We start from the raw sequence: 24,456 nt of genomic DNA, 5'->3' as shown, positions 1-24,456 counted from the left end.
GGCAACCTGTAAAGACCATATCGCGAGGTGTCTGCTTGATAAGGGTGCTAGTAGTCGATGACCATGATCTCGTTCGTACGGGCATTACACGAATGTTGGCTGACATCGATGGCCTGCAAGTAGTCGGGCAGGCGGAGTCAGGGGAAGAATCCCTGCTCAAGGCGCGGGAGCTGAAGCCCGATGTGGTCCTGATGGACGTCAAGATGCCAGGCATCGGCGGCCTCGAAGCCACGCGCAAACTGCTGCGCAGTCATCCGGACATCAAGGTCGTGGCGGTCACCGTCTGCGAGGAAGATCCCTTTCCTACCCGCTTGCTGCAAGCGGGTGCGGCGGGCTATCTGACCAAGGGCGCCGGTCTGAACGAAATGGTCCAGGCCATCCGCCTGGTATTTGCCGGCCAGCGCTATATCAGCCCGCAGATCGCTCAGCAATTGGTGTTCAAGTCATTCCAGCCTTCCAGTGATTCACCGTTCGACGCCCTGTCGGAACGGGAGATCCAGATTGCGCTGATGATTGTCGGCTGCCAGAAGGTGCAGATCATCTCCGACAAGCTGTGCCTGTCGCCGAAAACCGTGAATACCTACCGCTATCGCATTTTCGAGAAGCTCTCGATCAGCAGCGATGTCGAGTTGACGCTATTGGCGGTTCGTCACGGCATGGTTGATGCCAGCCTCTGAAATGACCGACCAGTTTGATCCCAGTGCCTTTCTTTCTACCTGCAGTGGCCGCCCCGGTGTGTATCGCATGTTCGACAGCGATGCACGCCTGCTTTACGTCGGTAAAGCCAAGAACCTGAAGAACCGGCTCTCCAGCTATTTCCGCAAGACCGGCCAGGCGCCGAAGACCGCCGCCCTGGTGGCGCGCATCGCGCAGATCGAAACCACCATCACCGCCAATGAAACCGAAGCGCTGCTGCTGGAGCAGACGCTGATCAAGGAGTGGCGGCCGCCGTACAACATTCTCCTGCGCGACGATAAGTCCTACCCCTACGTGTTTCTTTCGGACGGCGACTTTCCGCGTTTCAGCATCCATCGCGGGGCGAAGAAGCAGAAGGGCAAGTATTTCGGCCCTTATCCCAGCGCCGGCGCCATTCGCGAAAGCCTCAGCCTGTTGCAGAAGACCTTCATGGTCCGCCAGTGCGAGGACAGCTACTACAAGAACCGTACGCGGCCCTGCCTGCAGTACCAGATCAAACGCTGCAAGGCGCCCTGCGTCGGCCTGGTGGAGCCTGAGGTCTATGCCGAGGACGTGCGCCACTCGGTGATGTTCCTGGAGGGGCGCAGCAATGCCCTGACCGACGAACTCTCCACCGCCATGGAAGCCGCCGCCAGCACCCTGGATTTCGAAAAGGCCGCCGAACTGCGGGACCAGATCTCCCTGCTGCGTCGGGTCCAGGACCAGCAGAGCATGGAAGGTGGCACGGGCGATGTGGATGTGGTGGCGGCCTTCGTCAACCCGGGCGGCGCCTGTGTGCACCTGATCAGCGTGCGCGGCGGCCGGGTACTGGGCAGCAAGAACTTCTTTCCCCAGGTGGGTATCGAGGAGGACGTGGCCGAAGTCATGTCGGCGTTCCTCGGCCAGTATTTTGTCAGCAGCCCGGAACGCGACCTGCCTTCCGAGTTGATCGTCAACGTGGTCCATGAGGACTTCCCGACCCTGATCGCCGCCATCGACGAGCTGCGCGGGCGCGAGTTGACCATCAGCCACCGGGTACGCGGTACCCGCGCCCGCTGGCAGCAACTGGCGGTAACCAACGCCGAGCAGGCCCTGAGCGCGCGCCTGGCCAACCGCCAGCACGTGGCCGCACGTTTCGAAGCCCTGGCCGAGGTGCTGAACCTGGACGAGCCGCCGCAGCGCCTGGAGTGCTACGACATCAGCCATTCCAGCGGCGAGGCCACTGTAGCCTCCTGCGTGGTATTCGGGCCGGAAGGGCCGCTGAAGTCCGACTACCGGCGCTACAACATCGAAGGCGTGACCGCCGGCGACGACTACGCCGCCATGCACCAGGCCCTGACCCGGCGCTTCAGCAAGCTCAAGGACGGCGAGGGCAAGCTGCCGGACATCCTTCTGGTGGACGGCGGCAAGGGCCAGCTGTCCATGGCTCGGGATGTGCTCAATGAGCTGGCGGTGCCGGACCTGATCCTGCTCGGCGTGGCCAAGGGCGCGACCCGCAAGGCCGGATTCGAAACCCTGTACCTGAACGACGCAGCCCATGAATTCACCCTCAAGGGTGACTCGCCGGCGCTGCACCTGATCCAGCAAATCCGCGATGAGGCTCACCGCTTCGCGATCACCGGTCACCGCGCACGGCGTGGCAAGACCCGGCGTACCTCGACCCTGGAAGGGGTGGCGGGCGTCGGGCCGAAGCGTCGGCGGGACCTTCTCAAACATTTTGGTGGATTGCAGGAACTGTCCCGTGCAAGCATCGACGAGATTGCCAAAGCACCGGGAATCAGTAAAAAGCTCGCAGAGTTGATTTATGCAAACCTGCACAGCGAGTAGAATGCCCAATCACCTCGTAGCCAGTTGTGCCGATGAATATCCCTAATCTGATCACCGTTCTACGCGTCCTGCTCATCCCGATTTTCATTTTGCTGTTCTATTTGCCCTATAGCTGGAGCTACATGGCCGCCAGTTCGGTGTTTGCCTTCGCGGCCGCCACCGACTGGCTGGACGGCTACCTGGCGCGGCGCCTGCAGCAGAGCACGCCGTTCGGTGCGTTCCTCGACCCGGTGGCCGACAAGCTGATGGTGGCGGTGGCCCTGGTGCTGCTGGTGCAGGAGCATCACAACCTGTGGCTGACCTTGCCCGCCGCGGTGATCATCGGTCGTGAAATCGTCATCTCGGCGCTGCGCGAGTGGATGGCCGAGCTCGGCGCCCGTGCGCAGGTGGCGGTGTCGAACATGGGCAAGTGGAAAACGGCGGCGCAAATGCTGGCGCTGGTGATTTTGCTGGCCAATCCCTCGGACTTCAGTTTCTGGGTGCTGGTAGGTTACGCGTTGCTGTTGGCGGCAGCGGGCCTGACCCTGTGGTCCATGCTGCAGTATCTGCGAGCCGCCTGGCCGCACCTGAAAACTGATAACGAGAAAAAATAAGTTTTTTTGAATCAAAGGCTTGACGCGCATTCGGATTTCTATAGAATGCGCAACACCAAGACGTTGCGGGAATAGCTCAGTTGGTAGAGCACGACCTTGCCAAGGTCGGGGTCGCGAGTTCGAGTCTCGTTTCCCGCTCCAAACATAGCGCTGCAGAGTTCCACGAATTCTGCAGCGATCGAAAAAAGGACCTTCGGGTCCTTTTTTCGTTTCTGCGGGCTTCACTGAAATCCAGCACCATCCAGCGCCTTCAAATCCAGGAATTGAGTCCTTCTCAAAAGGCTTGAATCCGGGCAGCGCTGAATCGGTTCGTTGCTGGAGCGGTGATGAACATCCGGCCCCTGGCCTGTTCAGGCACTCACGATGGCGCTCTCGGATAACAGCCAGGCGCTGAATGTTTCAAGCGCCGGATAATGCTGATAGCGCGCTGCGCAGGTCAGATAGTAATTGCGACCGCTTTCCATAGGGCCAAACAGTTTTACCAGTGCCCCGGATTTGATTTCGTCTTGCACCAGAATATCGGGAACCAGCCCAATGCCGACGCCAGCGGATACCGCCTGTATAAGGTGGGCCGTGAGCTCAAAGCTTGGGCCTGTCCGCATTTTCTGGTGGTCCAGTTTGTTGAGGTCAAACCAATCGGACCAGCTATTGGGTCGAGAAACGACATTCAACAACAAATGATTGGTGACATCGTTGAGCGACATCTCAAGGCTGTCCGGCAGCGCTTTGGGGCTGGCGACAACCACCAGTTTTTCTTGTAGCAAAAGGTGCGATACGTAGCCCGGCCAGTCGCCTTTTCCCGCGTAGATGATGGCCTGCATGTCGCTCACGCTGGATGGGTTGTCGGCGTGAATGATCCTCGAGTGGACGTGCACCAGGCTCCTGGGATGACGCGCATAAAATTCATGCATTTTGGGCAGCAGCCATTTTGAACCGAAGGTCGGCAGTACCGCGAGGTTCAATGGGCCTTCTTCCTCCTTGAAGGCAATTGTCTGCAGGGTAGCGCTTCGAATTCGGCCCAGTGCGGCAGTGAGTTCATGCTGGTAAAGCGCGCCGGCAGCGGTGAGTTCGATTCTTCTTCCCTCACGTTTGAACAGCGAGACCTCAAGCTGTGATTCCAGAGCCTGCACTTGCCGGCTGACAGCGCTTTGAGTCAGGGCAAGTTCGTCTGCCGCTTTGGTAAAGCTGCAATGTCGGGCTGCTGCCTCGAAAGCGATCAGCAGGGACATCGAGGGGGTCAGTCTTCGTGGGTTCATTCATAAAGCTCATGGAAAAGCTGCAGATTTTACGTTTGTGTGAATTGTCTTGTCCCCACAAAATCGGTGGAAAGGCCTTTGTCCTGAGCCAGGCCTCGGGCTAGGAAGCATACATAACGAGAATGCTCAGATTAGCCGTATCGCCGCTAGGAATTCCACCATGATTGCCAGGTTGCCTCCCCACGAAACTAAAAACGAACCCTGTGAGTTGTTCCTGGCTCGCCTTGAGAAAGAAGGATTCCAGGGTGAAATTGCTCGCGATCATGCTGTGAGGACAGTGCTGGCAACCGACAACTCGATCTATCAGCGTCTGCCTCAAGCCGCGGTGTTTCCTCGAAATGTGCAAGATGTCGAGCTCTTGGCCCGCCTTGCGGCGCTGGCGTCGTTCAGTTCGGTGGTGCTCACACCGCGTGGCGGCGGAACCGGAACCAATGGCCAATCGTTGACGAGCGGCGTTGTGGTGGATCTGTCGCGTCATATGAACGGCATCCTTGAGATCAACGTCGAGGAGCGCTGGGTGCGTGTGCAAAGCGGTGTGGTCAAGGACCAGCTCAATGCGGCGTTGAAACCGCACGGACTGTTTTTTGCACCGGAGTTGTCGACGTCGAATCGGGCCACGATCGGCGGGATGATAAATACCGACGCAAGCGGTCAGGGAAGCTGTACCTACGGAAAAACCCGTGACCACGTCCTGGCGCTTTCTACCATTCTGATAGGCGGAGAGCGGCTCGATAGTGCGGTCCTGGAGCGAGATTGCTGGCAGGCGCAAGCGCATCGCGACGACAAGGTTGGGGCAATTTATCGATGTGCCTCGCAGATCGCCCATGATTACGCCGAACTCATCGAGCATACCTTTCCCAAGTTGAACCGTTGCTTGACGGGATATGACCTGGCGCATCTGCGTGAGCCGAATGACCGATTCAATCTGAACAGTGTCCTGTGTGGGTCCGAAGGCTCACTGGGTTTCATTGTTGAAGCCACGCTGAATGTGTTGCCCATTCCCAAGTACTCGATCCTTGTCAACGTACGTTACGCGGGCTTCATGGATGCATTGCGCGATGCCAAGGCGTTGATGCAGCTCGAGCCATTGTCCATCGAGACGGTCGACTCCAAGGTCCTCGGGCTGGCCATGAACGACATCGTCTGGCACGGAGTCGCCGAGTACTTTCCCCAAGAACCCGATGTGCCAACCCTGGGAATCAACCTGGTGGAGTTCAGCGGCGACGATGAGGAAGTGGTTCAGCTGCGTGTTCATGAGTTTGTCCGGCACCTTCAGCAGGACACCAGTGTGGTGCGATTGGGGCACACCCTTGCCATCGGTGCAGAGGCATTGAAGCGGGTTTACGCGATGCGCAAGCGTGCGGTGGGGCTGCTGGGGAATGTCAAAGGTTCCGCCAGGCCCCAGCCGTTCGTTGAAGATACTGCGGTTCCTCCCGAGAACCTGGCTGATTTCATTGCGCAATTTCGGGCGCTTTTGGATAGCCATGGTTTGGAATATGGCATGTTCGGCCACGTTGACGCCGGGGTCCTGCATGTGCGGCCGATTCTGGATATGAAAGACCCCGCTCAGGCGGCCTTGATCCAGCCCATTTCCGATGCCGTCGCCGAGCTGACGCAAAAGCACGGTGGCTTGCTCTGGGGGGAGCATGGCAAAGGGTTGAGGTCGCAATATGTGCCGGACTACTTCGGCGAACTCTATCCGGCGCTGCAGGAACTCAAGTCGGCTTTTGACCCGTACAACCAACTCAACCCGGGAAAAATCGCCACGCCACACACGCTACCTGACGCTCGGTTGACTCGAGTTGATGAGGTCACGTTGCGCGGCGAGCTGGATCGTACGATTGATGAGCGGGTGTGGTTGCATTACGACGCCGCGGTCCATTGCAACGGCAATGGCGCCTGCTACAACTTCGACCCCGATGACGCCATGTGCCCTTCCTGGAAGGGCACTCGAAATAGAATTCACTCGCCCAAGGGGCGCGCTTCTCTGGTCCGGGAGTGGCTGCGCTTGCAGGGGCAGCAAGGTGTCGATGTGTTGGTTTCACAAGGGGCTCGCCCTTTAGCGGCCACGGTGATCAGCTTCGCCAGGCGTGCTGCCAATACGGTTGCGCACAAGATGGGCCAGAAAGACTTTTCCCATGAGGTCTACGAGGCGATGGCAGGGTGCCTCGCCTGCAAGTCCTGTGCGGGTCAGTGCCCGGTGAAAGTCAATGTGCCCGACTTTCGCTCACGATTCCTCGAGCTTTACCACAGCCGATATCTGCGCCCATTGAAGGATTACCTCATCGGTTCTCTGGAGTACACGATTCCCTACTTGGCCCGTGTGCCGCGCTTGTACAACGGGATCATCGGTTCTGGGATGGTGGGGGCGTTTCTTCGGCGCGTTGCCGGTATGGTCGACAGCCCGCTGCTGAGCTTGCTGAATTTTGATGACGTTTGCCGCCGCTGGAAGGTGCGCGTGGCGTCGCCAGTGCTTCTTGAAGGGCTGGACGAGGCGCAGCGTAAACGCAGCGTTATTCTCGTGCTGGACGCCTTCACCCGTTATTTCGAGACACCGCTGCTCGCGGACTGGATCGAGTTGATTTCCAGGCTCGGGTTTGAGGTGTACATCGCGCCGTTCGCGGCCAATGGCAAGCCGCTGCAGGTTCAGGGCTTTCTAAAGGCATTCGAACAAGCAGCGCATTTCAACGCCCGATCGCTTCGCGAACTGCATCAATATCAGATTCCGTTGGTGGGGCTTGATCCCGCGATGACCTTGGTTTACCGCCAGGAGTACGTCAAGACCTTGGGTGAGGACCAGGCCCCAGCGGTTCTGCTGCCGCAGGAATGGCTTGTGGAGGTGCTTGTGCAATCAGCGGTGAGCGCCGACGAAGGTACTTACTACTTCCTGCCGCACTGCACCGAGAAAACCAACGAGCCGGGCAGTGTGGGCCTGTGGCAGACGATCTATGCGCGAGTCGGCTTGAGGTTGCAGGTGCAAGCCAGTGGGTGTTGTGGAATGTCCGGAACCTACGGGCACGAAACACAAAATGCCGAGACGTCCGAGGTTATTTACCGACAGTCCTGGGGGCCATTGGTGGCCCGTCTTAATGGGGCAGGGCGCCTGCTGGCGGATGGGTACTCGTGTCGAAGCCAGGTCAAGCGCAAGGACGGGCAGCTTGTCCTGCACCCGCTCCAGGCGTTGCTGAGGTTCCTGCGCGACACTGCCACCCCATCTTCAGGATGCTGATTGGCGCGAGCCTGAGGCGGCTTGGCCGCCTCGCGTTTCTTAAGGTATTGATTGGAGGCCATCGGTCCAGCGAAAACCGATGTGCGCAGATCGTCGAGCGGTATCAGAACCCATAGAGCTTTGCAGGGTTATCAACCAAAATCTGCTTGATGAGCGCGTCATCGTTTTCAACCCAGTTAAACAGCATCTCCAGCAGACTGGCATCGTTGGGCATGGGTACCGGTATACAAGGATGTGGCCAGTCGCTCGCCCACAGTAAGCGGTTTGGATTCGCTTCGATCAACGCCCGAGCGTAGGGCGTTACGTCGTCGTAAGGGAAGTCCTTCGATGCTGTAAAGCGATAAGCCCCCGAAAGCTTGACCCACACACGACCTTCTTTTAACAGCCGCAGCAGGTCGGTGAATCCTGGATGGCCCAGCCCGCAACTGGTGGGCATGTGCCCCATGTGGTCGATGACGACTGCGACGGGCAGGCTGGCCACGGTCTCGTACAAGTCGGCGAACTCGGTGATATCGATCAGTAGCTGTAGGTGCCAGCCAAGTGGCGCGACTTTTTCTGCCAGCGCTGCAACATCCGATACCTCGACACCGCTTTTGAAGATCAGGTTGACGCGCACGCCGCGCACCCCGAGGCGATGCATTGCCCACAAGGTTTCTGTATCGGTATCGGCATCGATCACCACAACGCCGCGGAATGCGCTGCCCGCTTCTTTCAGTGCCGCGAGCGTTGTGCTGTTGTCCGCCCCATAGACGCTGGGTTGGACGATGACCCCGCGACTTAGCCCCAGGGTTTTTTGGACGCGCTGAAATGCCTCCAGTGGAGCGGGCGGCGGCGTGTAGGAGCGGTGAGGAGAGAAGGGTTGGCCATTCTCGTCACCAAAAACGTGGAAGTGGCAGTCGCACGCGCCGTCAGGCAAGGCGCGTGGCAATGTACGAGGTTCAGGGTCCGGGCCTGCGCATTGCGGTGCGTAGGTCTCTCCCAGCGAACTCATCCGAGTGATTTCCCAGCCTTGCAATCCTCGCAATCCGTTGCGTTCGGCGGAGTTGATGATTTGTTGCCAGGTGACTCGTCTGGCAAGGTCGGGATCGCCGAGCCTGATCGCTTCGAAGATCGCCTGATGCTCAGCCAGTAGCGTCTCGCCAAGGTCGCTGGAGCGAACCAGGTGGTTCTCCAGTAACGCCGCTTCGTAGACGTGGCTGCACAGAAAAATGATGAAGTTGCGAAAGTATTCATTGCCTGTGGCATCGGCAATTGCGCGCTTGAACTGCAGGCTGTGTTCCACCATGTCCTGACGGTTTTGGATACTGGCGCGCAGGGTGTCCAGTGCCGCTTCAATCTTGTTCAACTGACTGAGTGACCGGCGTCTGGCGGCCATGGCGGCCGCGGCGACTTCGAGGTCCAGGCGCAGCTCATACAGTTGACGCAGCTTGGTGCTATCGGTGAGCTCCTCTTGAGTAATCCGGAAACTGCTTTGGTTGGCTTCGGTTGCAACAAATACCCCAAGCCCCTGGCGACTGACGACGAGGCCGGCCGAATTGAGCCGAGCGACAGCTTCACGCACTACATTTCGGCTAACGGCAAAAGCCTCTGCCAACCGGCTTTCCGTGGGGATGCGATCACCTGGGCGGAGTCGACCTTCACGTATTTCGCTTTCCAGGTGACGAAAAATTTCAACCGAGAAGTGATCGCGTCGGCCAATTGCTTTTATAGTCATTTTACTCAGTCATCAAATGTCAGTTTCAAAAGCTTGAAACGTCAAACGCCCACGTAACGAACATTGCGTGGGCGTTACTCTAACAAATGATGGCTGGCTCAGTGTAATTGCTTGCCCTTGGTTTCCGGGAGGAAGAAGGTCACCACCAGGACAAGGCAGTAGGCTCCTCCCGCGAAGATCGCGATGGCGGTGCCGAGGCTGTATTTGGCGCTTATAAAGCCTACGAGTCCGGGAAACAGAGCGCCTACCGCTCGCCCAAAGTTATAGGAGAATGCCTGGCCATTGGCCCTCACTGCTGAAGGATAAAGCTCAGTCAAAAAGGCGCCCATGCCGCTGTAGATACCTGAAGCTGCGAAGCCCAGTGGAAAGCCGAGAAACAGCATTTGAGTGTTGGTCAAGTTCAGTTGCATGTAGCAGACCACACTGATGGCCGACAGAACGGCGAAGATGATGAAGTTGGGGCGCCGCCCCAGGCGGTCAGACAGGAAGGCGCCGCAGACATAGCCAAAGAATGAACCGATGATGACCACCATCAGATAGCTACCGGTGCCAAAGACCGACAGGCCCTTTTCCAGTTTCAGATAGGCCGGCAACCACGTGGTGATTGCGTAGTAGCCACCTTGAACGCCCATGCAGAGCAGGGCGGATAGCAGCGTGGTGCGCAGGAGCGAGGGTGAGAAAATGTGCCAGAAAGGAACCGAGTTGCCTGTTTCGCTCTGGTGCTTTTTAGTCCGCAGGAATACCTCGGGCTCTGGTACATATTTACGAATGTAGAGGACCAGAAGTGCCGGAACGATGCCGATCCAAAACAGCGACCGCCAGGCAATATCTTCGGGAAGCAAGCTGAAAGACAGTGTGTAGAGCAGTGCGGCGGCGCCCCAGCCAATGGCCCATCCGCTTTGCACGATACCCACGGCTTTGCCGCGATGTTGCGCTCGAACCATTTCGCCGATCAGTACCGATCCCACGGCCCACTCACCTCCGAACCCGAGCCCCTGCAGTGCCCGAAGGACAAATAACTGTTCGAAGTTTTGCGCAAAGCCGATCAATACGGTGCAGATCGAGAACCACAGAATACTGATCTGCAGCAACCGCACACGACCGTATCGGTCTGCCAGAATGCCCGCTCCCCATCCGCCAATGGACGAGAAAAGTAACGTCACGGTACTCAGTAGCCCCACTGAACCCTTGTCAATGTGCCAAAGGGTCATCAGCGAGGCGATGACAAAGGTGAACACCATGAAATCCAGGGCGTCCAAGGCCCAGCCACCAAATGCGGAATAGAAGGTGCGTTTTTCAACGGTATTAAGTTCGCTAAACCAACTCATTATTATTCTCCGTGCAGCACCGCAGTTCTGCTTGGTTATTGTTTTTGTTATTTGAAGTCGTACAGGGCGCCAGGGTTATCAACCAGAATGCTCTGTCGTTGGCGTTCGCTGGGCGCCCATGAAAGCAAGCGATCCAGCAATGAACTTGTGTCGGGCGTACTTTCGAGTGCTACGTGAGGCCAGTCGCTGCCCCACACCATTCGTTCCGGGGCAACGGCCAGCAAGGCATGGGCGAGCGCATCTGTATCGGCATAGTCCGGACGCTGATCACTCAGGCGGTAAGCGCCCGACAACTTGACCCACCAACCGTGCTCCGCCACGTTCCTCAGCAGCAACTCAAACCCCGGTTCCTTAATGCCCAGATGGGCCGGGAAGTGCCCGAAGTGATCAATCACGACAGCGCAAGGCAACTTGGCCATCCGGGCCTCAATCTCACTTAGAAGCCGAACATCAATCAGAAACTGCATATGCCAGCCAAGGTCGGCAATTCGATGGGCCAGGTGCTCCATCAAGTCCAGATTCACTCCGCCTCGAAACAGAACGTTGATGCGAACACCACGCACACCCAAGGCATGCATATTCGCCAGTTCGTCGTCGCCAACGTGTTCGTCTACTACCGCGACCCCTCTCAGTTGCTCCTGATGACGTTGCAACACTTCGAGCATGTACCGGTTATCGGTGCCATAGACGCTCGGCTGCACCAAAACCCCTCGCTGCATCCCCATCGCCCGCAACACCTCCAGATACAGCGCCTCAGGTGCCGGAGGCGGGGTGTAGCTACGGTCGGGTACCAGTGGATAGCGCTCAAGATCGCCGGAGATTACGTGTGCATGGGTGTCGCATGCCCCGGCCGGCATTACGAAGCTCGGGGCGCGGACCTCTGCTCCAGGGGGCGCGCACAAAGGCGGCGAGTCGGTGGCGGGTCGCAAGTGAGACATGGATTTCATCCCCTCGACAGCCTTTCGCGCGTCATCACGGTTGAAAAGCGGCACTTGTTAGTTGTTGGTTGTTGGTTGTTGGTTGTCCTACAAGTGCTGACATGTTGAGTTTTTGCCTCTGCCTTGTCAATGCGTGCAGGCGTGGTTTTTTACACGGGGGTGGGGGGCGTCTCGGGATGCCTGGTCGAGATTGTTCAGCCCCCGGCCGAACCGGCCCAGGCTGAACGAGGTATTGAGCAACGCCGGCGGGCCAGGCGGCGGCCCGCCTCGGTTCTAAAGCTCGGCCGCTGAAAAACCGTTGCGCTGGAAGAACCGGTCCAGCTCCCGGGGCAGGGGCTCCACGCCGGTGAAGATCTTCAAGTACTCGGGGATGTAGCGCATGCGCTGCGCCATCGGTTCCTGGGTGTTCATGCTGATGTAGCCGATCTGGGTCAGGTAGATCGAGCGCGCGCGGGTGACGGCGGCGTCATGGGCGAAACCGAAACGGTCGAACATCTGTGCCAGGGCCTGCACCCGCTGTGCATCGGCCTGGCGGATCTCGTGCGCCACTTCGGGGGATTGCAGGGCCCAGCTGCGCATGGCGAACTCGAACTGTGAATCGAACAGTTCGCTGTTCAGCCAGCAGTCGAAGACGTTGAGAATCGCCTCGGTGATGGATTCGGCATAGGCCTCGGACTGTGACACCAGGCTCAAGGTGTTCTTGTTCTTCCACAGATTAACCAGGGCTTCGAGCAGGGCTTCGCGGTCCTGGAAATACCAGTAGAAACTGGTGCGCGACAGGTTGAGTTTCTTCGCCAGCGGCATCACCCGCACCGCATCCACTCCCGATTCCTTGAGGCTCTCATAGGCCGCGTTGAGCCAGCTTTCCAGAGAGCCGCGGCCGGCAGCTTCCACATTGTTGCTGGTTGCTTTCATGGGGCATTTTTTCCTTGTCCGTTTAACCTTGACGGGGCGAATGTACACCACTGTCAGTGTCATTGACACTGGTGTACATTGAGGTCTATCGTCTGCCTTGCCTGATGACCAGTATGCGAGACCGATATGAATAACGATCCGCTTCTTCAGCCCTATCGCCTCAAGCACCTGACACTTCGCAACCGTATTATCACCACCTCCCACGAGCCGGCGTACCCCGAAGAGGGCATGCCGAAGAAATTGTACCGGGCCTACCACGTCGAGCGTGCCAAGGCCGGTGTGGCCATGACCATGACTGCAGGCTCGGCGGCGATCTCCCGCGATAGCCCACCGGTGTTCAACAACATCCTGGCGTACAAGGACGAAGTGGTCGGCTGGATGAAAGACCTCACCGACGAATGCCACGAGCATGGCGCGGCGGTGATGATCCAGCTCACCCACCTGGGGCGCCGCACCCGCTGGGACAAGGGCGATTGGCTGCCGGTGGTGTCGCCCTCGCACAATCAGGAGCCGGCACACCGAGCCTTTCCCAAGAAGCTGGAAATCTGGGATATCGAACGCATCATCCGCGATTACGCCGACGCCGCCGAACGCATGCAGGCCGCCGGCCTGGATGGTATCGAACTGCAGGCCTACGGCCACCTGATGGACCAGTTCTGGTCGCCATTGACCAACGAGCTGGAGGGCGCCTACGGTGGTTCATTGCACAACCGCCTGCGGTTTACCTTCGAGGTGCTGAGTGCGATTCGCCAGCGGGTGGGCCCGGAGTTTATCGTCGGCATCCGCTACACCGGCGATGAAGTGCTGGCCGGCGGCCTTGAGAAAGAGGAGGGGCTGCACATCTCGCAGCTGTTGAAAGACAGCGGCATGGTCGATTTTCTCAACGTGATTCGCGGCAATATCGCCACCGATGCCGGGTTGACCGACATCATCCCGATCCAGGGCATGCGCAATGCACCGCACCTGGACTTTGCCGGGGAGATTCGTGCCCTGACCGGTTTCCCCACCTTCCATGCGGCGAAGATCCCCGATGTCGCCACCGCCCGCCACGCGATTGCCTCGGGCCTGGTGGACATGGTGGGCATGACCCGTGCGCACATGACCGACCCGCACATCGTGCGCAAGATCATCGAGAACCGTGAAGATGAAATCCGCCCCTGTGTCGGCGCCAATTATTGCCTGGACCGGATCTACAACGCCGGCGCCGCCTACTGCATTCACAATGCCGCCACTGGCCGCGAAACCAGCATGCCCCACGAGGTGCCCAAGGCCGCGCACCCGCGCAAGGTCCTGATCATCGGCGCCGGCCCCGGTGGCCTGGAGGCGGCGCGGGTCGCCGGCGAGCGCGGGCATGAAGTGCTGGTGCTGGAGGTGGCCGACCAGCCCGGCGGGCAGGTGCGCCTGACCGCGCAGTCCGAGCGGCGCAAGGAGATGATCAGCATCATCGATTGGCGCATGGCGCAGTGCGAGCGCCTGGGGGTGAAGTTTCGTTTCAACACCTGGGCCGATGCGGCGATGGTCCTCGATGAAAACCCCGACGTGGTGATCGTCGCCACCGGCGGCTTGCCCCATACCGAAGTCCTGCACAGCGGCAACCAGTGGCTGGTGTCGAGCTGGGACATCATCTCCGGCGACGTGAAGCCTGGGCGCAATGTGCTGGTGTACGACGATGCCGGCGATCACGCAGGTTTGCAGGCTGCCGAGTTCATCGCCCGCAGCGGCGCCAGGACCGAGATCATGACCCCCGACCGCTCGTTCGCGCCGGAGGTGATGGGCATGAACCTGGTGCCTTACATGCGCTCGCTGCAGCAGTTGGACACCACCTTTACCGTCACTTACCGGCTCAAGGCCGTGGAGCGCCAGGGCGAGCAGTTGCTGGCGACCATTGGCACCGACTACAGCGACCTGGAGAGAACCCGACTGGTGGACCAGATCGTGGTCAACCACGGCACCCGGCCCCTGGACGAGCTGTATTTCGAGCTGCAGCCCATGGCCACCAACGAAGGCGCCGTGGAGTACAAGGACCTGATTGCCGGCACCGCGCAAAACCTGGTGACCAACCCTCAGGGGCGTTTCCAGTTGTTCCGGATCGGCGATGCGGTGTCATCGCGCAATACCCACGCGGCCATTTACGACGCACTGCGCCTGGTCAAGGACCTCTAGCCACTGCTTGCGCCCTGTTTTGCACAATAAGAAAGACAGCCGTCATCCGTTTCCCTAGCGTCAAGTCACTGCCCCGAACGTTGGTCTGACTGGTTTTGATAAACCTCAAACTCTTCCCAGCGGAGGTTGTTGCATGCACACGGATACCGATTTCACCGAGCTGCTCAATGTCGTTCCCCCAAGCCCTCTGCACTATCGCAGTGATGCCAGCGTCACCGGCCATGCCCTGGCCCCGGTGGACCACGGCCTGCTGGCGGCCTATGCCGCGATCGACCGGCCGGCGCTGCGCCAGTACCGCCTGGAGCGCATTCGCCAGCAACTGCGCAAGCAGGATTACGCCGGCGTGCTGCTGGCCGACCCGATCAATATCCGCTACGCCACCGATACCAATAACCTCGGCCTGTGGGTGATGCATTCCCCTAGCCGTTACGTATTCGTGGCCACCGATGGCCCGGTGGTGCTGTTCGAGTTCGACAGCAGCCGGCACAACAGTGAGCACATCGAGACCATCGATGAAATTCGCCCGGCGATCCCCTGGCTGTATTTCCTGGCCGGCCCACGGGTCGAGGAGAAGGCCGAACGCTGGGCCCTGGAGGTGGCCGACCTGCTGACCCGGCATGGCGCCGGCAATCGTCGCCTGGCAGTGGACCGCTGCGACCCCTGGGGCGCGGAAAAGCTCAAGGCCAGGGGCATCCAGCTGTTCGATGCCCAGCCGCTGATGGAGCAGGCGCGGCTGATCAAGTCGGTGCAGGAGATTGCCAGCCACCGGGTGTCGATGGATGTGTGTGACCTGGCGATTGCCCGCATGCGCGCCAGCCTGGTGCCGGGCATCACCGAAAACCAGCTGTGGAGCATCATGCACGGGACCAACGTGGCCCAGGGCGGGGAGTGGGCCGAGAGCCGCCTGCTGAACTCCGGGCCGCGCACCAACCCCTGGTTCCAGGACGCCTCGGACAAGCTCATCGCGGCCGGGGAGATGGTCTGTTTCGACACCGACATGGTGGGCCCGGGCGGTTATCTCTCGGACATCTCCCGCAGCTTCATCTGCCCCGGCAAGGCGCCGACGGCGGCCCAGCGCGACCTGCTTGACATCGCCTCGCAGCAAATCAGTTTCAATCTCGACCTGCTGCGCCCGGGGCTGTCGTTTCGCGAGTTCGCCGAGGGCTGCTGGCCGGTGCCCAGGCAGTTCGAGCACAACCGCTACATGATGATGCTGCACGGTGTGGGCCTGGTCGATGAGTACCCCAGCGTGGCCTACGCGGTGGACTTTGCCGAGTGGGGCTATGACGGCCACTTCGAGGAAAACATGGTGCTCTCGGTGGAGAGCTACATCGGCGAGCGGGGCGGCCATGAAGGCGTGAAGCTCGAAGAGCAGGTGCTGATTACCGCTGCTGGAGCGGTCAAGCTTTCCCGTACCCCGTTAGTCGACGGCGATCGATAGCAGTGGTTGTTGCCTGATTCTTGCAGGCACGGCGTCTACCCTGTCCGGAGAAAAACAATGAGCAGCATGACCGTGATCGAAAACGCCAGCCCCCTGGCACCGCCCCCGGTACCCAGCGCCGAACCTTTCCTGCGACTGGAGGCGATCCATAAGCAATTCGGGCCTTACCCCGTATTGCACGACGTGTGTTTCGAGATGGCCAAGGGTGAGGTGGTGGCGATCATCGGCCCCAGCGGCTCGGGTAAAAGCACCTTGCTGCGTTGCATCAACCAACTGGAGCCCGCGACCCGGGGGCGGGTCAGCATGGGCGGGGTGGCTATCGAAGCCGGGCACCCGCTGCCCCGGAGCGAGCTGCTCAATCTGCGCCGGCGCATCGGCATGGTGTTCCAGTCGTTCAACCTGTTTCCGCACCTTACGGTGCTGCGCAACGTCAGCCTGGCGCAGGTCCGCACCCTCGGCCGCAGCGCCGAGGAAGCTGACGCCCGCTCTTTGCAGTTGCTGGACCGGGTGGGGCTCGCGGACAAGGCCAACGCCTATCCGGCGCGTTGCTCCGGCGGCCAGCAGCAACGCATCGCCATCGCCCGGGCCCTGGCGCTGGATCCGGAGCTGATGCTGTTCGATGAGCCGACCTCGGCCCTGGACCCCGAGCTGGGCCTGGAAGTGCTGGCGGTGATGAAGGAGCTGGCGCGCGAGGGCATGTCGATGCTGGTGGTGACCCACGAGATGCACTTTGCCGAGACGGTGTCCGACCGGGTGGTGGTGATGGCCGAAGGGCGGATCATCGAGCAGGGGCCCAGTGCCCAGGTGATGCGCGAGCCGCAGCACGCGCGGGTGGCGCAGTTTCTCCAGGCCGTGAGGAATCGCTGATGGCGGATATTCTGCTGGTCCTGTTGCGCGGCGTGCCCTGGACCCTGAGCGTGACCCTGGGCGCTTTCTGCATCGGCGTGGTGCTGGGCTTTCCACTCTGTGCCCTGCGTCTGTCGAACCTGAAGCTGTGTCGCTGGCTGGCGGCGATGCTGGTGCTGACCCTGCGTTCGATACCGCCCATCGTCTGGCTGTTCTTCATCTTCTTCGGCATCGGAGGCGGCTACATCGCCTTGTCGCCGTTCGCTGCCGCGGTGCTGGGCCTGGGGCTGATCACCGCGGCGCATATGTCGGAGGTATATCGCGGTGCCTTTGCGGCGATCCCCCAGGGGCAGTACGAGGCGGCGCAGGTGCTCAATCTGTCGGCGCCCCAGCGCTTTTTCGATGTGATGCTGCCGCAACTGGTGCGCATCGCCATTCCCACCTCGGCCACCTATGCCATTGGCTTGCTCAAGGACTCGGCCGTGGCCTCGACCGTCGGTGTCGGTGACGTCAGCTTCCAGGCGTACCAGATGTCTCAGCAAACCTTTCAAGGGCTGGAGGTGTACAGCGTGGCGGCGCTGGTCTACCTGATTCTCAGCGTACCGGTGGCGCTGTTCTCGCGCTGGCTGTCGGCCACCCTGAAGCAGAGGGTTGCCCGATGAACGAGATCCTGACGATGTGGCTGGCCTGGTTTCCCGAGCTGTGGAAGGGCTTTGTGCTGTCAATTCAGGTCACCGCCGCCAGCCTGGCACTGGGGGTGGTCCTTGGGTTGTTGCTGGCGCTGGGTGTGTCGGCGCCCCGCCGGGCAGTGCGCTACCCCTCGTTGCTGATTGTCGAGCTGGGGCGTGGCGCGCCGGCGTTGATCCTGTTGCAGTACTTCTATTTCGGCCTGCCTTCGGCGGGCCTGACCCTGAGTTCTTTCTGGGCGGCAGCCCTGGCGCTGGCCTACTGCACTGCGGCCTACACCAGCGAGATCATCCGTGGCGGCATCGAGGCGGTGGCCCAGGGGCAGAACGAGGCGGCCGAGGTGATCGGCCTGAACCGCTTCGATGCACTGCGTTTCATCATCTTGCCCCAGGCGTTGCGGGTGGCTCTGCCGTCGTTGTTGGGGTTCTCGATCATGATGTTCCAGGCCGCGTCGTTGTGTTTCACCATCGCGCTCCCGGAGATCGTCAGCCGCGCCTCGGCCATCGGTTCATCCACCTTCGAGTACATGCCGGTGCTGACCCTGGCCGGCCTGATGTATGCCGCTGTGTGTGCGCCCGCGACCCTGGGTGTGGCGGCGCTGGAGAAAAAACTGGCCCCCAGCCAGCACGCATGACCTGCTCGAGCCGTCTTTCGGCTGCCATTCTCTTAATGCAACCCATGCACAGGTGAAGCCATGATCCGTTCATTCAAACGCATTGTTCGTTGGGCGTTCCTTTGTTCCTCCCTGGTGGGAGGTTCGGTGCTGCTCGGTGCCCCCCAGGCTCTGGCCGACTGCAAGCCGGCCCACTCGTTTGAAACCCTGACTCCTGGGGTGTTGAGCGTCGCGGCCTGGGTCTTCCCGCCGTACTCGATCCCCGGGCCGGGCAACCAGTTGAGCGGGGTCGATGGTGAAATCATCAAGCGCATCGCTGCCAGGGAGTGCCTGGATATCAAGCTGACAGTGGTGGACCCGGCAGCGGTGGTCCAGTCGGTGATCGCACGGCGGGCCGACGTCGGCATCGGCGACTGGTACCGTACCGCCGAGCGCAGCAAGGTCCTGGGTCTGACCGCGCCGCTGTACCTGGACGTGATGGGGATCATTTCCAGCGAGGGCTATTCGAAAATTTCCGAGCTCGAAGGCCAGCGCATCGGCACGGTGCAGGGTTACCTGTGGGTCGACGACTTGAAAAAGGCCTTTGGCGACAATCTGGTGCTCTACCCCAACCCGGTGGCCATGGCCCAGGACCTGGCGGCCAAGCGGATTGCGCTGGGCATCGACAGCTTTGCGGTGGGTGTGGCTTCGCAGCAGAAGGGTGCCTACCGGGGCATGAGCATCAAGGTCTCGGAGCCCGACCCGCGGGTTAAGGCTACCCTGGAGCCGGGGCAGACCAGTTTTCCCCACACCAAGGCCAATACGGCGCTGAGTGAGGCGCTCAATGAAAACATCCAGGCCTTGCATGCTTCTGGCGAAATTGCCGAGATACTCGGCTCGTTCGGCCTGGATAAACAAGCCGCCAACGTGGGGGCGCCACGCCTGGTGGAATGACCCGCAGCCCCGGGCCCGGTGGCCAGGGCGGTTGTGCAGCAGCGTCAGGGAGCAATCGATGCAAGAGAGTGCAGCGTTCAAGTGTCTGTCGCTGGCAGAGGCCAGGGATCTTGCCCGGCGCTGCTGCCTGCAGGCGGGCAGCAGCCAGGAAGTGGCCCAGGCTCTGGCCGAGGCCACGGTATCGGCCCAGGGTCATGGCCTGGCCAGTGTGGGTTTCGAGCATCTGGCCGATTACCTGCACGGGTTTGCCAGCGGGCGCATAGCGGGCTTGGCCAAGCCACTGATCACCCAGCTGGCCCCGGCAATGATCCGTTGCGATGCGCGCGCGGGCATTGCGCAACTGGGGTTCGATCAGGCCTTTGGCGCTGTGTGTGACAGCACCCGGCAGTTGGGAATCAGCCTGTTTGCCCTGCACAACGGGTTTACCTGTGGCGAGCTGGGCTACTACACCCGGCGCCTGGCCGCCGAAGGCCTGGTGGCATTGGCGTTCTGCAACGGCCCGGCGCTGTTGACCGTGGCCGGCCAGCGCCAGCCGATCTATTCCACCAACCCCCTGGCCTTCGCCGCTCCCTGCGGCGACGGGCGCCTGCTGCTGATCGACCAGGCCAGCAGCGCCACGGCCTTCGTCAACCTCCTCAAGGCGGCCGAGGCCGGGGAGGCGATCCCCGAAGGCTGGGCAGTGGATGCCCAGGGCGCAGCCACCCTGAGTGCCCGGGAGGCCATGCACGGTGCCTTGCTGGCGTTCGGCGGCAGTCGCGGGGCCAACATCGCCTTGCTGGTCGAAGTGCTCGCCGGCGGTGTCGCCCGGGGCAACTGGTCGCTGGATGCGCCCGATTTTCGAAGCGGCGCACAATCGCCGGGTTCGGGCCTGCTGGTGATCGCCATCGCCCCGCACCTGCTCGACGAGCAGTTCGAGGCTCGACTGGCGCGGCAGATGCAGCGCCTGGCCACCCTGGGGGTTCACCCTCCGGGGCAGGCCAAGCAGCAGGCCTGGGCCCGGGCGCAAATAGAAGGAATCAGCTTGCCCATGGCGCTGTATCAGCAGCTGGCGGCGCGCTTCTAGGGGGGAGCGAGTTCTGCCGTCAGAGCCCCAATCGTTGCAGCGATGCCAGGGAGCGGCTTACCTGGCGGATGACATGGGTGGCCAGAAGCGATTGCGCGGGGCATCACAACCGGCGCAGCCGGTGTTTGAATAATCCCCGGAATAATGCTGTGATTGCGCGCGTCACGCCCCCGGGCGGCCCTGCTTTTTTCAGAGACACTGCGAAATGGATAGCCAAGAAACGACAGCCAGGATGTCGCAGTTGCCTCCCGGCGATGACCTGTCCACGCGCCTGCAAGGGATTGCTGCCCAGACCGCACTGGTGTTGGAAACCAACAATCTGCGCGGCGGCAAGAATGCAGGCGAAGCCTTGGGCAGCCTCCAGCGGCTGATTGCCCGGCTGGCCCTGCAAAGTCTGGCGCCCCAGGCTTTTGCCCAATGGATCATCACCCATGACGGCCTCGACCTTGAGGCACGCCAGGCGCTGTGCAGCCTGGCCGGCTGTGCGCTGGAGTTCATCGAGATCGATGCCGGTACCGGTTACTACGATGCCAAGAATGTCGGTTTCGATGGCGTCGACCAGGCGCGCTGCCAGTACGTGGTATTCGCCGATGCCGACTGCCTGCCCGATGCCCATTGGCTGGAAGAATTGCTGCTGCCCTTTGTGCAACCCGAGGCGCCCGTGGCGGTGGCCGGGCGCACCAGCTACGCGCCGAGCGTCGCCGGCAGTGCGCTGACCGCCATCGACTTCATGTATTTCCCCAGCCCCTTGCGCCACGGCGCCACGCGTAACTTCTACGCCAACAACGTGGCTTTTCGCTGTGCCACCTTCGAGCAGTATCGCTACGAACCCCTGGCTGGCATCTATCGTGCCCATTGCCAGGTCATGGGCCTGCGCCTGCAAGCGGCGGGGGTGGCGGTGGCCTATGCGCCGGCGGCGCATACCGAGCACCGGCTGCCCGACAGCCAGGGCGAGGTGTTCAAGCTGCGCTGGCTCAGGGGCGGCGACAGCGTCGGCCTGACCCCGTACCTAGTGCGCGCCTACATGCCGGGCTGGCTGCAATGGCTCGGGCGCAGTGGGCCGCTGGGGCCTTTGTGCGTGATGGTCGGGCGCCTGGGCTACAGCCTGCGGGCCCTCAACCACCAGGACCTGCCGCCCCTGCACGGAGCCCGGCGCCTGGGGGCCATGGCCATGGTCACTGCCATCTCGTTGCTCGACACTGCCGGCGCCGTGGTGCGTGGCTGCGGGCTGTCCATCGGCCGCTCCAGTGCCCGGCACAGTGAAGCGTTGTCCTACCACCGCAACCTGGATTGATCCGCGTCGCGCCGTATCGTCGCACGCCGTTCGCGTGCCCAGAGGAAGTCCCCATGCAGAACCCTTCTCTTGCCTCATTCGGCCGTTCCCTGGCGTGCCTGGCCTTGCTGGCACTCGGTGCCCAGGCCCAGGCCGCTCCCGGCGAGTTCGCCGGTCGCGGGGTGTACCACTTCGCTTCGGACAGTGGCTGCGCCACGTTCGCCTCCAGCAACCTCGACTGCAACCGCATCGCCCTGGACGTGAGTGATGCGCGGGCCAGTGTCGACCGGCAAACCCATGCCATCGTCATCGACGCCGACAGCAACCACGACAGCAAGACCGTGATCGGCGACATTCTGCTGCACGGCAGCGGCATCGCCAGCGACGGCCAGCGTGTGCCCCTGAGCCTGCAGGTGCTGCTGCGCCGTTCGGGCAAGGTGTGGAAATCCGATACCTATGTGCACGCACCGGTGCGTGGCAAGTTCCGTGACATCAGCCTCGATCCCTATCAGATCAGCGTCCGTGAAGGCACCCGTGAGCGCGTGCTGTTCAGCCCCGAACAGGCGCGCAACGTATTGGCCCAGCCGTCGATCGCGGCGCGCCTGGCCAGTTATTTCGTGGTGGTGCGCCCCAGCGATGCGCAGCACCCGACAGCGGGCGACATCACCATCGGCCTGGGCGTCGGCCGAGTGTCGAAGTCGCTGATGCGTGCCAGCTTCAGTACCAGGCAGCCGGGCAGCGAAGCGCTGGAGCAGGTGCTGCAGCAGGGCACCTGGAACCTCGACCTGCAGGCCCTGAGCGGGCAGATCCCGCTGTGGGTGGTACAGCGCCAGCTGTTTGTCTTTGCGCTGGAGGACAGCCCGTTGCTCAGGGAGGTGCGTCAGCGGGGCTTGAACAAGAGCGACAGCCTGGAGCTGGGTGCGGTCAACGGCCAGGGTTACCTGCGCTATAACGGCCAGGAGGAGAGCTTTCCCGGCGCTGCGGCCAGCGGCACGGCCTTCATGCGTGACAGCTTTATCGGCCTGATCCTGGCCTGGCAGCGCCATTCGCACGGGGCCAGGACGGCCACCGCCAGCGCCGCGCAGCCCGTGCAATGAATGCGGGGCAAGCGGTTGCCGGCGAGGCCAACTTCGACTGCCTGAGCATGCCCCGGCCCCAGGGCCTGGGGGCGCTGCAGGCGCGGCTGGTGGACCGCATCAAACGCGCCGCCTTGTTGCGCCTGCACCGCAGCCCGCGAGGCGAACGCCTGCTGTTGCGCATGTACCTGGCCGGTGAAGACGCCACCGAGCGTGCGTTGCTCGATGAATTGTTGCCGCAGTCGCCACCCTGGCTCGAACGGCAGGTAGCACAGCACCTAGCCGATGAGCAGCGCCACGTGACCCTGTTTGCCGAGGCCCTGCGCGAGCGGGGCGACGACGCTCAAGCCCGCCTGGAGCCGGACTGGCTGAGCCGGCGCAAGATCCAGCGCTGGCAGCGCCTGGCCCGTCGTTATGCGGGGCATTTCGAACAGGGCCTGCTGGTGCCAGCCTATGCCACCGGGCTGTGTGCCGAGCAGATGGCCGAGCGGGTATTGACCCGCCATTGTGCGGTGCTGGATGCCGGGCATGGCTTGTATCCGCTGCTGGCGCGGGTGCTGGCCGACGAGAAAGCCCACGTGTGCCTGTGCCAGAACACCTTGCGGCGCATCGTGGCGCCCCATGAGGCGGGCCATCTGGCGCGCCTGCTCAAGGACATTCGCCGCGTCGATGCGAGCTTTGGCGTGACCGGTGCCCTGGCGATGTATGGTGCCGGCTGGCTGCTCGGTGGTCGGGGCCGAGTGGGGCGATGAGTGCACGGATTCTTTACCTGGCGACCGCCGATGCCCGTGGGCACTTGATGCGTGCCCAACTGCTGGTACATGCCTTGCGTGCGGCCGGGGCCGAGGTCGAGGTGCTGACCACCTCGCAGCAGGGGCAGGACTTCCTGCAGCGCTTCGGCATTGCGGCGCAGATTCTCTCGCTGCATTACGCGGTGCAGTTCGACAGCCAGCAGAACATGCTGCGCCAGGCCACCAACCGCAATGTCGCCCACTACCTGTTCCGCCCCGGGCGCATGCTGCGGGACATCCTCCAACTGCGGCGCCGGCTGCGCGGCGTGGACCTGGTGATCAACGATTCCTTCCACCCGGCGCTGCTCTACATGGGCATGCTCCCGGGCTGGCGGCGCCAGGTGGTGCACGTGTACGGGGCCAGCCTCAAGGTGGCGCTGCTGAACAACTTTGCCGGCATGTGGCCGCGCCAGTTCGGGCGCCTGTTCGGCTGGATTGTCGGGCGCCAGATCGATACGGCGCGGGCGCGCATCGAGCACGATTTCGCCTATGAAGTCGACGATACCCAGGCCCCGGCACTGTATCGCCTGCCGACCCCGGTGGCCCTGGCCGAAGCCTTGCCGGAACAGGCCGCCGTGGGCGCCGCGGTGTACCTCAACCCGCATTTTCGTGAGCCCGACCTGGCCGATGCCTTGAGCCGTGGCCTGGAGGATGCCGGCCTGGACGCTCACCGCGTGGGCGAGGGGTATGCCGGGCGCAGCGGCTGGCTGCAGGTCGATCCGCTCTGGGCCAGCCGCGCTGCCCGGGCGCAACTCCTGGTCTCGGCACCGGGCATGGCGGCGCTGTCCATCGCCCGGGTCTACCAGCGGCCGATCATCCTGGTGGTGAGCGACCAGCCGGAACAGACCCGCAACGCCGCCCGGGCCCGGCAATTGCAGTTGCTGCACCGGGTGGTGACCTGGCGCGGCGACCCTGCCGATTTTCGCCGTCAGGTGGCCGAGGCGGCGCGGCAGTTGAGCGCGGCGGCGCCAGCGCCCGACGTGATCTTGGGCAACCAGCGGGCCCAGGCACGGATCGATGCCTGGGCCAGCCGCTTGCTCGGCTTGTGAGGGCGCGGCCGTGAGTCGTCACCGCTGCATGCCCGCACCGGGCCAG

General features: G+C 61.9%; 20 protein-coding genes and 1 tRNA gene. 16 read left to right on the top strand and 5 right to left on the bottom strand.

Annotated elements, in window-relative coordinates; translation table 11 throughout:
• The first annotated feature begins 35 nt into the window (after nt 1-35).
• The 4 genes from gacA (at nt 36) to AC07R1_RS07580 (ending at nt 3,236) form a co-directional block, all read left to right on the top strand.
• On the top strand, nt 36-677 hold the full coding sequence (gene gacA / locus AC07R1_RS07595) for a response regulator transcription factor GacA (RefSeq protein WP_011061841.1): 642 nt from the start codon (nt 36-38) through the stop codon (nt 675-677).
• 1 nt (nt 678) lies between these two features.
• On the top strand, nt 679-2,502 hold the full coding sequence (uvrC, locus tag AC07R1_RS07590; protein ID WP_041118779.1) for an excinuclease ABC subunit UvrC: 1,824 nt from the start codon (nt 679-681) through the stop codon (nt 2,500-2,502).
• 32 nt (nt 2,503-2,534) lie between these two features.
• Nucleotides 2,535-3,095 (top strand): CDP-diacylglycerol--glycerol-3-phosphate 3-phosphatidyltransferase, encoded by a 561-nt coding sequence (gene pgsA / locus AC07R1_RS07585; RefSeq protein WP_011061839.1) that lies wholly within the window; start codon nt 2,535-2,537, stop codon nt 3,093-3,095.
• A gap of 65 nt (nt 3,096-3,160) precedes the next feature.
• Nucleotides 3,161-3,236 (top strand) — tRNA-Gly (locus AC07R1_RS07580).
• A 209-nt stretch (nt 3,237-3,445) separates the two neighbouring features.
• On the opposite strand, the gene AC07R1_RS07575 is transcribed toward AC07R1_RS07580, so the two are convergent.
• The gene (locus tag AC07R1_RS07575) at nt 3,446-4,351 is read right to left on the bottom strand and encodes a LysR substrate-binding domain-containing protein (protein ID WP_015636008.1); all 906 of its coding nucleotides are present in this window, start codon (nt 4,349-4,351) and stop codon (nt 3,446-3,448) included.
• Between the two features lie 160 nt (nt 4,352-4,511).
• Here AC07R1_RS07575 and ydiJ point away from each other — a divergent pair, with 160 nt between their 5' ends.
• Nucleotides 4,512-7,580 (top strand): D-2-hydroxyglutarate dehydrogenase YdiJ, encoded by a 3,069-nt coding sequence (ydiJ, locus tag AC07R1_RS07570; RefSeq protein WP_495110365.1) that lies wholly within the window; start codon nt 4,512-4,514, stop codon nt 7,578-7,580.
• 103 nt (nt 7,581-7,683) lie between these two features.
• Here the strand turns inward: ydiJ and AC07R1_RS07565 are convergent, their stop codons facing one another.
• From AC07R1_RS07565 to AC07R1_RS07550, 4 genes are all read right to left on the bottom strand, one after another.
• Nucleotides 7,684-9,294, bottom strand: a complete 1,611-nt coding sequence (locus AC07R1_RS07565; protein WP_019094842.1) for an amidohydrolase family protein — start codon at nt 9,292-9,294, stop codon at nt 7,684-7,686.
• Between the two features lie 98 nt (nt 9,295-9,392).
• Nucleotides 9,393-10,622 carry an MFS transporter gene (locus AC07R1_RS07560; protein WP_011061835.1) on the bottom strand — a complete coding sequence of 410 codons (1,230 nt, stop codon included), beginning with the start codon at nt 10,620-10,622 and terminating at the stop codon, nt 9,393-9,395.
• Between the two features lie 47 nt (nt 10,623-10,669).
• On the bottom strand, nt 10,670-11,479 hold the full coding sequence (locus tag AC07R1_RS07555) for an amidohydrolase family protein (RefSeq protein WP_283989123.1): 810 nt from the start codon (nt 11,477-11,479) through the stop codon (nt 10,670-10,672).
• Between the two features lie 354 nt (nt 11,480-11,833).
• A complete protein-coding gene (locus tag AC07R1_RS07550; protein WP_011061833.1) occupies nt 11,834-12,475 on the bottom strand; it encodes a TetR/AcrR family transcriptional regulator in 642 nt (213 codons plus the stop codon).
• 126 nt (nt 12,476-12,601) lie between these two features.
• Between AC07R1_RS07550 and AC07R1_RS07545 the strand changes: the two genes are divergently transcribed.
• From AC07R1_RS07545 to AC07R1_RS07495, 11 genes are all read left to right on the top strand, one after another.
• A complete protein-coding gene (locus AC07R1_RS07545; protein ID WP_495110364.1) occupies nt 12,602-14,638 on the top strand; it encodes an oxidoreductase in 2,037 nt (678 codons plus the stop codon).
• Between the two features lie 133 nt (nt 14,639-14,771).
• Entirely contained in the window at nt 14,772-16,079 is a 1,308-nt protein-coding gene (locus tag AC07R1_RS07540) for a M24 family metallopeptidase (RefSeq protein WP_011061831.1), read from the top strand.
• Between the two features lie 57 nt (nt 16,080-16,136).
• Nucleotides 16,137-16,946, top strand: coding sequence for an amino acid ABC transporter ATP-binding protein (locus AC07R1_RS07535; RefSeq protein ID WP_125063049.1), 810 nt, complete (start codon nt 16,137-16,139; stop codon nt 16,944-16,946).
• Nucleotides 16,946-17,587 (top strand): amino acid ABC transporter permease, encoded by a 642-nt coding sequence (locus tag AC07R1_RS07530; protein WP_495110363.1) that lies wholly within the window; start codon nt 16,946-16,948, stop codon nt 17,585-17,587. The genes AC07R1_RS07535 and AC07R1_RS07530 overlap by 1 nt, the downstream gene beginning before the upstream one ends.
• A complete protein-coding gene (locus tag AC07R1_RS07525) occupies nt 17,584-18,246 on the top strand; it encodes an amino acid ABC transporter permease (RefSeq protein ID WP_015636003.1) in 663 nt (220 codons plus the stop codon). The genes AC07R1_RS07530 and AC07R1_RS07525 overlap by 4 nt, the downstream gene beginning before the upstream one ends.
• Before the next feature lie 60 nt (nt 18,247-18,306).
• Nucleotides 18,307-19,158, top strand: coding sequence for a substrate-binding periplasmic protein (locus tag AC07R1_RS07520; protein ID WP_103407363.1), 852 nt, complete (start codon nt 18,307-18,309; stop codon nt 19,156-19,158).
• A gap of 58 nt (nt 19,159-19,216) precedes the next feature.
• The gene (locus tag AC07R1_RS07515) at nt 19,217-20,221 is read left to right on the top strand and encodes an Ldh family oxidoreductase (protein WP_495110362.1); all 1,005 of its coding nucleotides are present in this window, start codon (nt 19,217-19,219) and stop codon (nt 20,219-20,221) included.
• Between the two features lie 232 nt (nt 20,222-20,453).
• On the top strand, nt 20,454-21,515 hold the full coding sequence (locus tag AC07R1_RS07510) for a glycosyltransferase family 2 protein (RefSeq protein ID WP_495110361.1): 1,062 nt from the start codon (nt 20,454-20,456) through the stop codon (nt 21,513-21,515).
• 53 nt (nt 21,516-21,568) lie between these two features.
• Entirely contained in the window at nt 21,569-22,591 is a 1,023-nt protein-coding gene (locus tag AC07R1_RS07505; protein ID WP_495110360.1) for a hypothetical protein, read from the top strand.
• The gene (locus tag AC07R1_RS07500; RefSeq protein WP_495110359.1) at nt 22,588-23,322 is read left to right on the top strand and encodes a hypothetical protein; all 735 of its coding nucleotides are present in this window, start codon (nt 22,588-22,590) and stop codon (nt 23,320-23,322) included. Before AC07R1_RS07505 ends, AC07R1_RS07500 begins: the two co-directional genes overlap by 4 nt.
• A complete protein-coding gene (locus AC07R1_RS07495) occupies nt 23,319-24,410 on the top strand; it encodes a glycosyltransferase family protein (protein ID WP_495110358.1) in 1,092 nt (363 codons plus the stop codon). Before AC07R1_RS07500 ends, AC07R1_RS07495 begins: the two co-directional genes overlap by 4 nt.
• Nucleotides 24,411-24,456 lie beyond the last annotated feature (46 nt).

The sequence above is a fragment of the Pseudomonas sp. GW821-FHT07F01 genome (assembly GCF_059418825.1).
The sequence above is the reverse complement of the archived record's forward strand: the minus strand, read 5'-3'. Positions and strand labels throughout refer to the sequence as shown.

Excerpts from the sequence above, each read along its gene's own strand:
- uvrC (WP_041118779.1), top strand. The coding sequence starts at position 679 with ATGACCGACCAGTTTGATCCCAGTGCCTTTCTTTCTACCTGCAGTGGC.
- pgsA (WP_011061839.1), top strand. The coding sequence starts at position 2,535 with ATGAATATCCCTAATCTGATCACCGTTCTACGCGTCCTGCTCATCCCG.
- AC07R1_RS07575 (WP_015636008.1), bottom strand. The coding sequence starts at position 4,351 with ATGAACCCACGAAGACTGACCCCCTCGATGTCCCTGCTGATCGCTTTC.
- ydiJ (WP_495110365.1), top strand. The coding sequence starts at position 4,512 with ATGATTGCCAGGTTGCCTCCCCACGAAACTAAAAACGAACCCTGTGAG.
- AC07R1_RS07565 (WP_019094842.1), bottom strand. The coding sequence starts at position 9,294 with ATGACTATAAAAGCAATTGGCCGACGCGATCACTTCTCGGTTGAAATT.
- AC07R1_RS07560 (WP_011061835.1), bottom strand. The coding sequence starts at position 10,622 with ATGAGTTGGTTTAGCGAACTTAATACCGTTGAAAAACGCACCTTCTAT.
- AC07R1_RS07555 (WP_283989123.1), bottom strand. The coding sequence starts at position 11,479 with ATGCCGGCCGGGGCATGCGACACCCATGCACACGTAATCTCCGGCGAT.
- AC07R1_RS07550 (WP_011061833.1), bottom strand. The coding sequence starts at position 12,475 with ATGAAAGCAACCAGCAACAATGTGGAAGCTGCCGGCCGCGGCTCTCTG.
- AC07R1_RS07545 (WP_495110364.1), top strand. The coding sequence starts at position 12,602 with ATGAATAACGATCCGCTTCTTCAGCCCTATCGCCTCAAGCACCTGACA.
- AC07R1_RS07540 (WP_011061831.1), top strand. The coding sequence starts at position 14,772 with ATGCACACGGATACCGATTTCACCGAGCTGCTCAATGTCGTTCCCCCA.
- AC07R1_RS07535 (WP_125063049.1), top strand. The coding sequence starts at position 16,137 with ATGAGCAGCATGACCGTGATCGAAAACGCCAGCCCCCTGGCACCGCCC.
- AC07R1_RS07530 (WP_495110363.1), top strand. The coding sequence starts at position 16,946 with ATGGCGGATATTCTGCTGGTCCTGTTGCGCGGCGTGCCCTGGACCCTG.
- AC07R1_RS07525 (WP_015636003.1), top strand. The coding sequence starts at position 17,584 with ATGAACGAGATCCTGACGATGTGGCTGGCCTGGTTTCCCGAGCTGTGG.
- AC07R1_RS07520 (WP_103407363.1), top strand. The coding sequence starts at position 18,307 with ATGATCCGTTCATTCAAACGCATTGTTCGTTGGGCGTTCCTTTGTTCC.
- AC07R1_RS07515 (WP_495110362.1), top strand. The coding sequence starts at position 19,217 with ATGCAAGAGAGTGCAGCGTTCAAGTGTCTGTCGCTGGCAGAGGCCAGG.
- AC07R1_RS07510 (WP_495110361.1), top strand. The coding sequence starts at position 20,454 with ATGTCGCAGTTGCCTCCCGGCGATGACCTGTCCACGCGCCTGCAAGGG.
- AC07R1_RS07505 (WP_495110360.1), top strand. The coding sequence starts at position 21,569 with ATGCAGAACCCTTCTCTTGCCTCATTCGGCCGTTCCCTGGCGTGCCTG.
- AC07R1_RS07500 (WP_495110359.1), top strand. The coding sequence starts at position 22,588 with ATGAATGCGGGGCAAGCGGTTGCCGGCGAGGCCAACTTCGACTGCCTG.
- AC07R1_RS07495 (WP_495110358.1), top strand. The coding sequence starts at position 23,319 with ATGAGTGCACGGATTCTTTACCTGGCGACCGCCGATGCCCGTGGGCAC.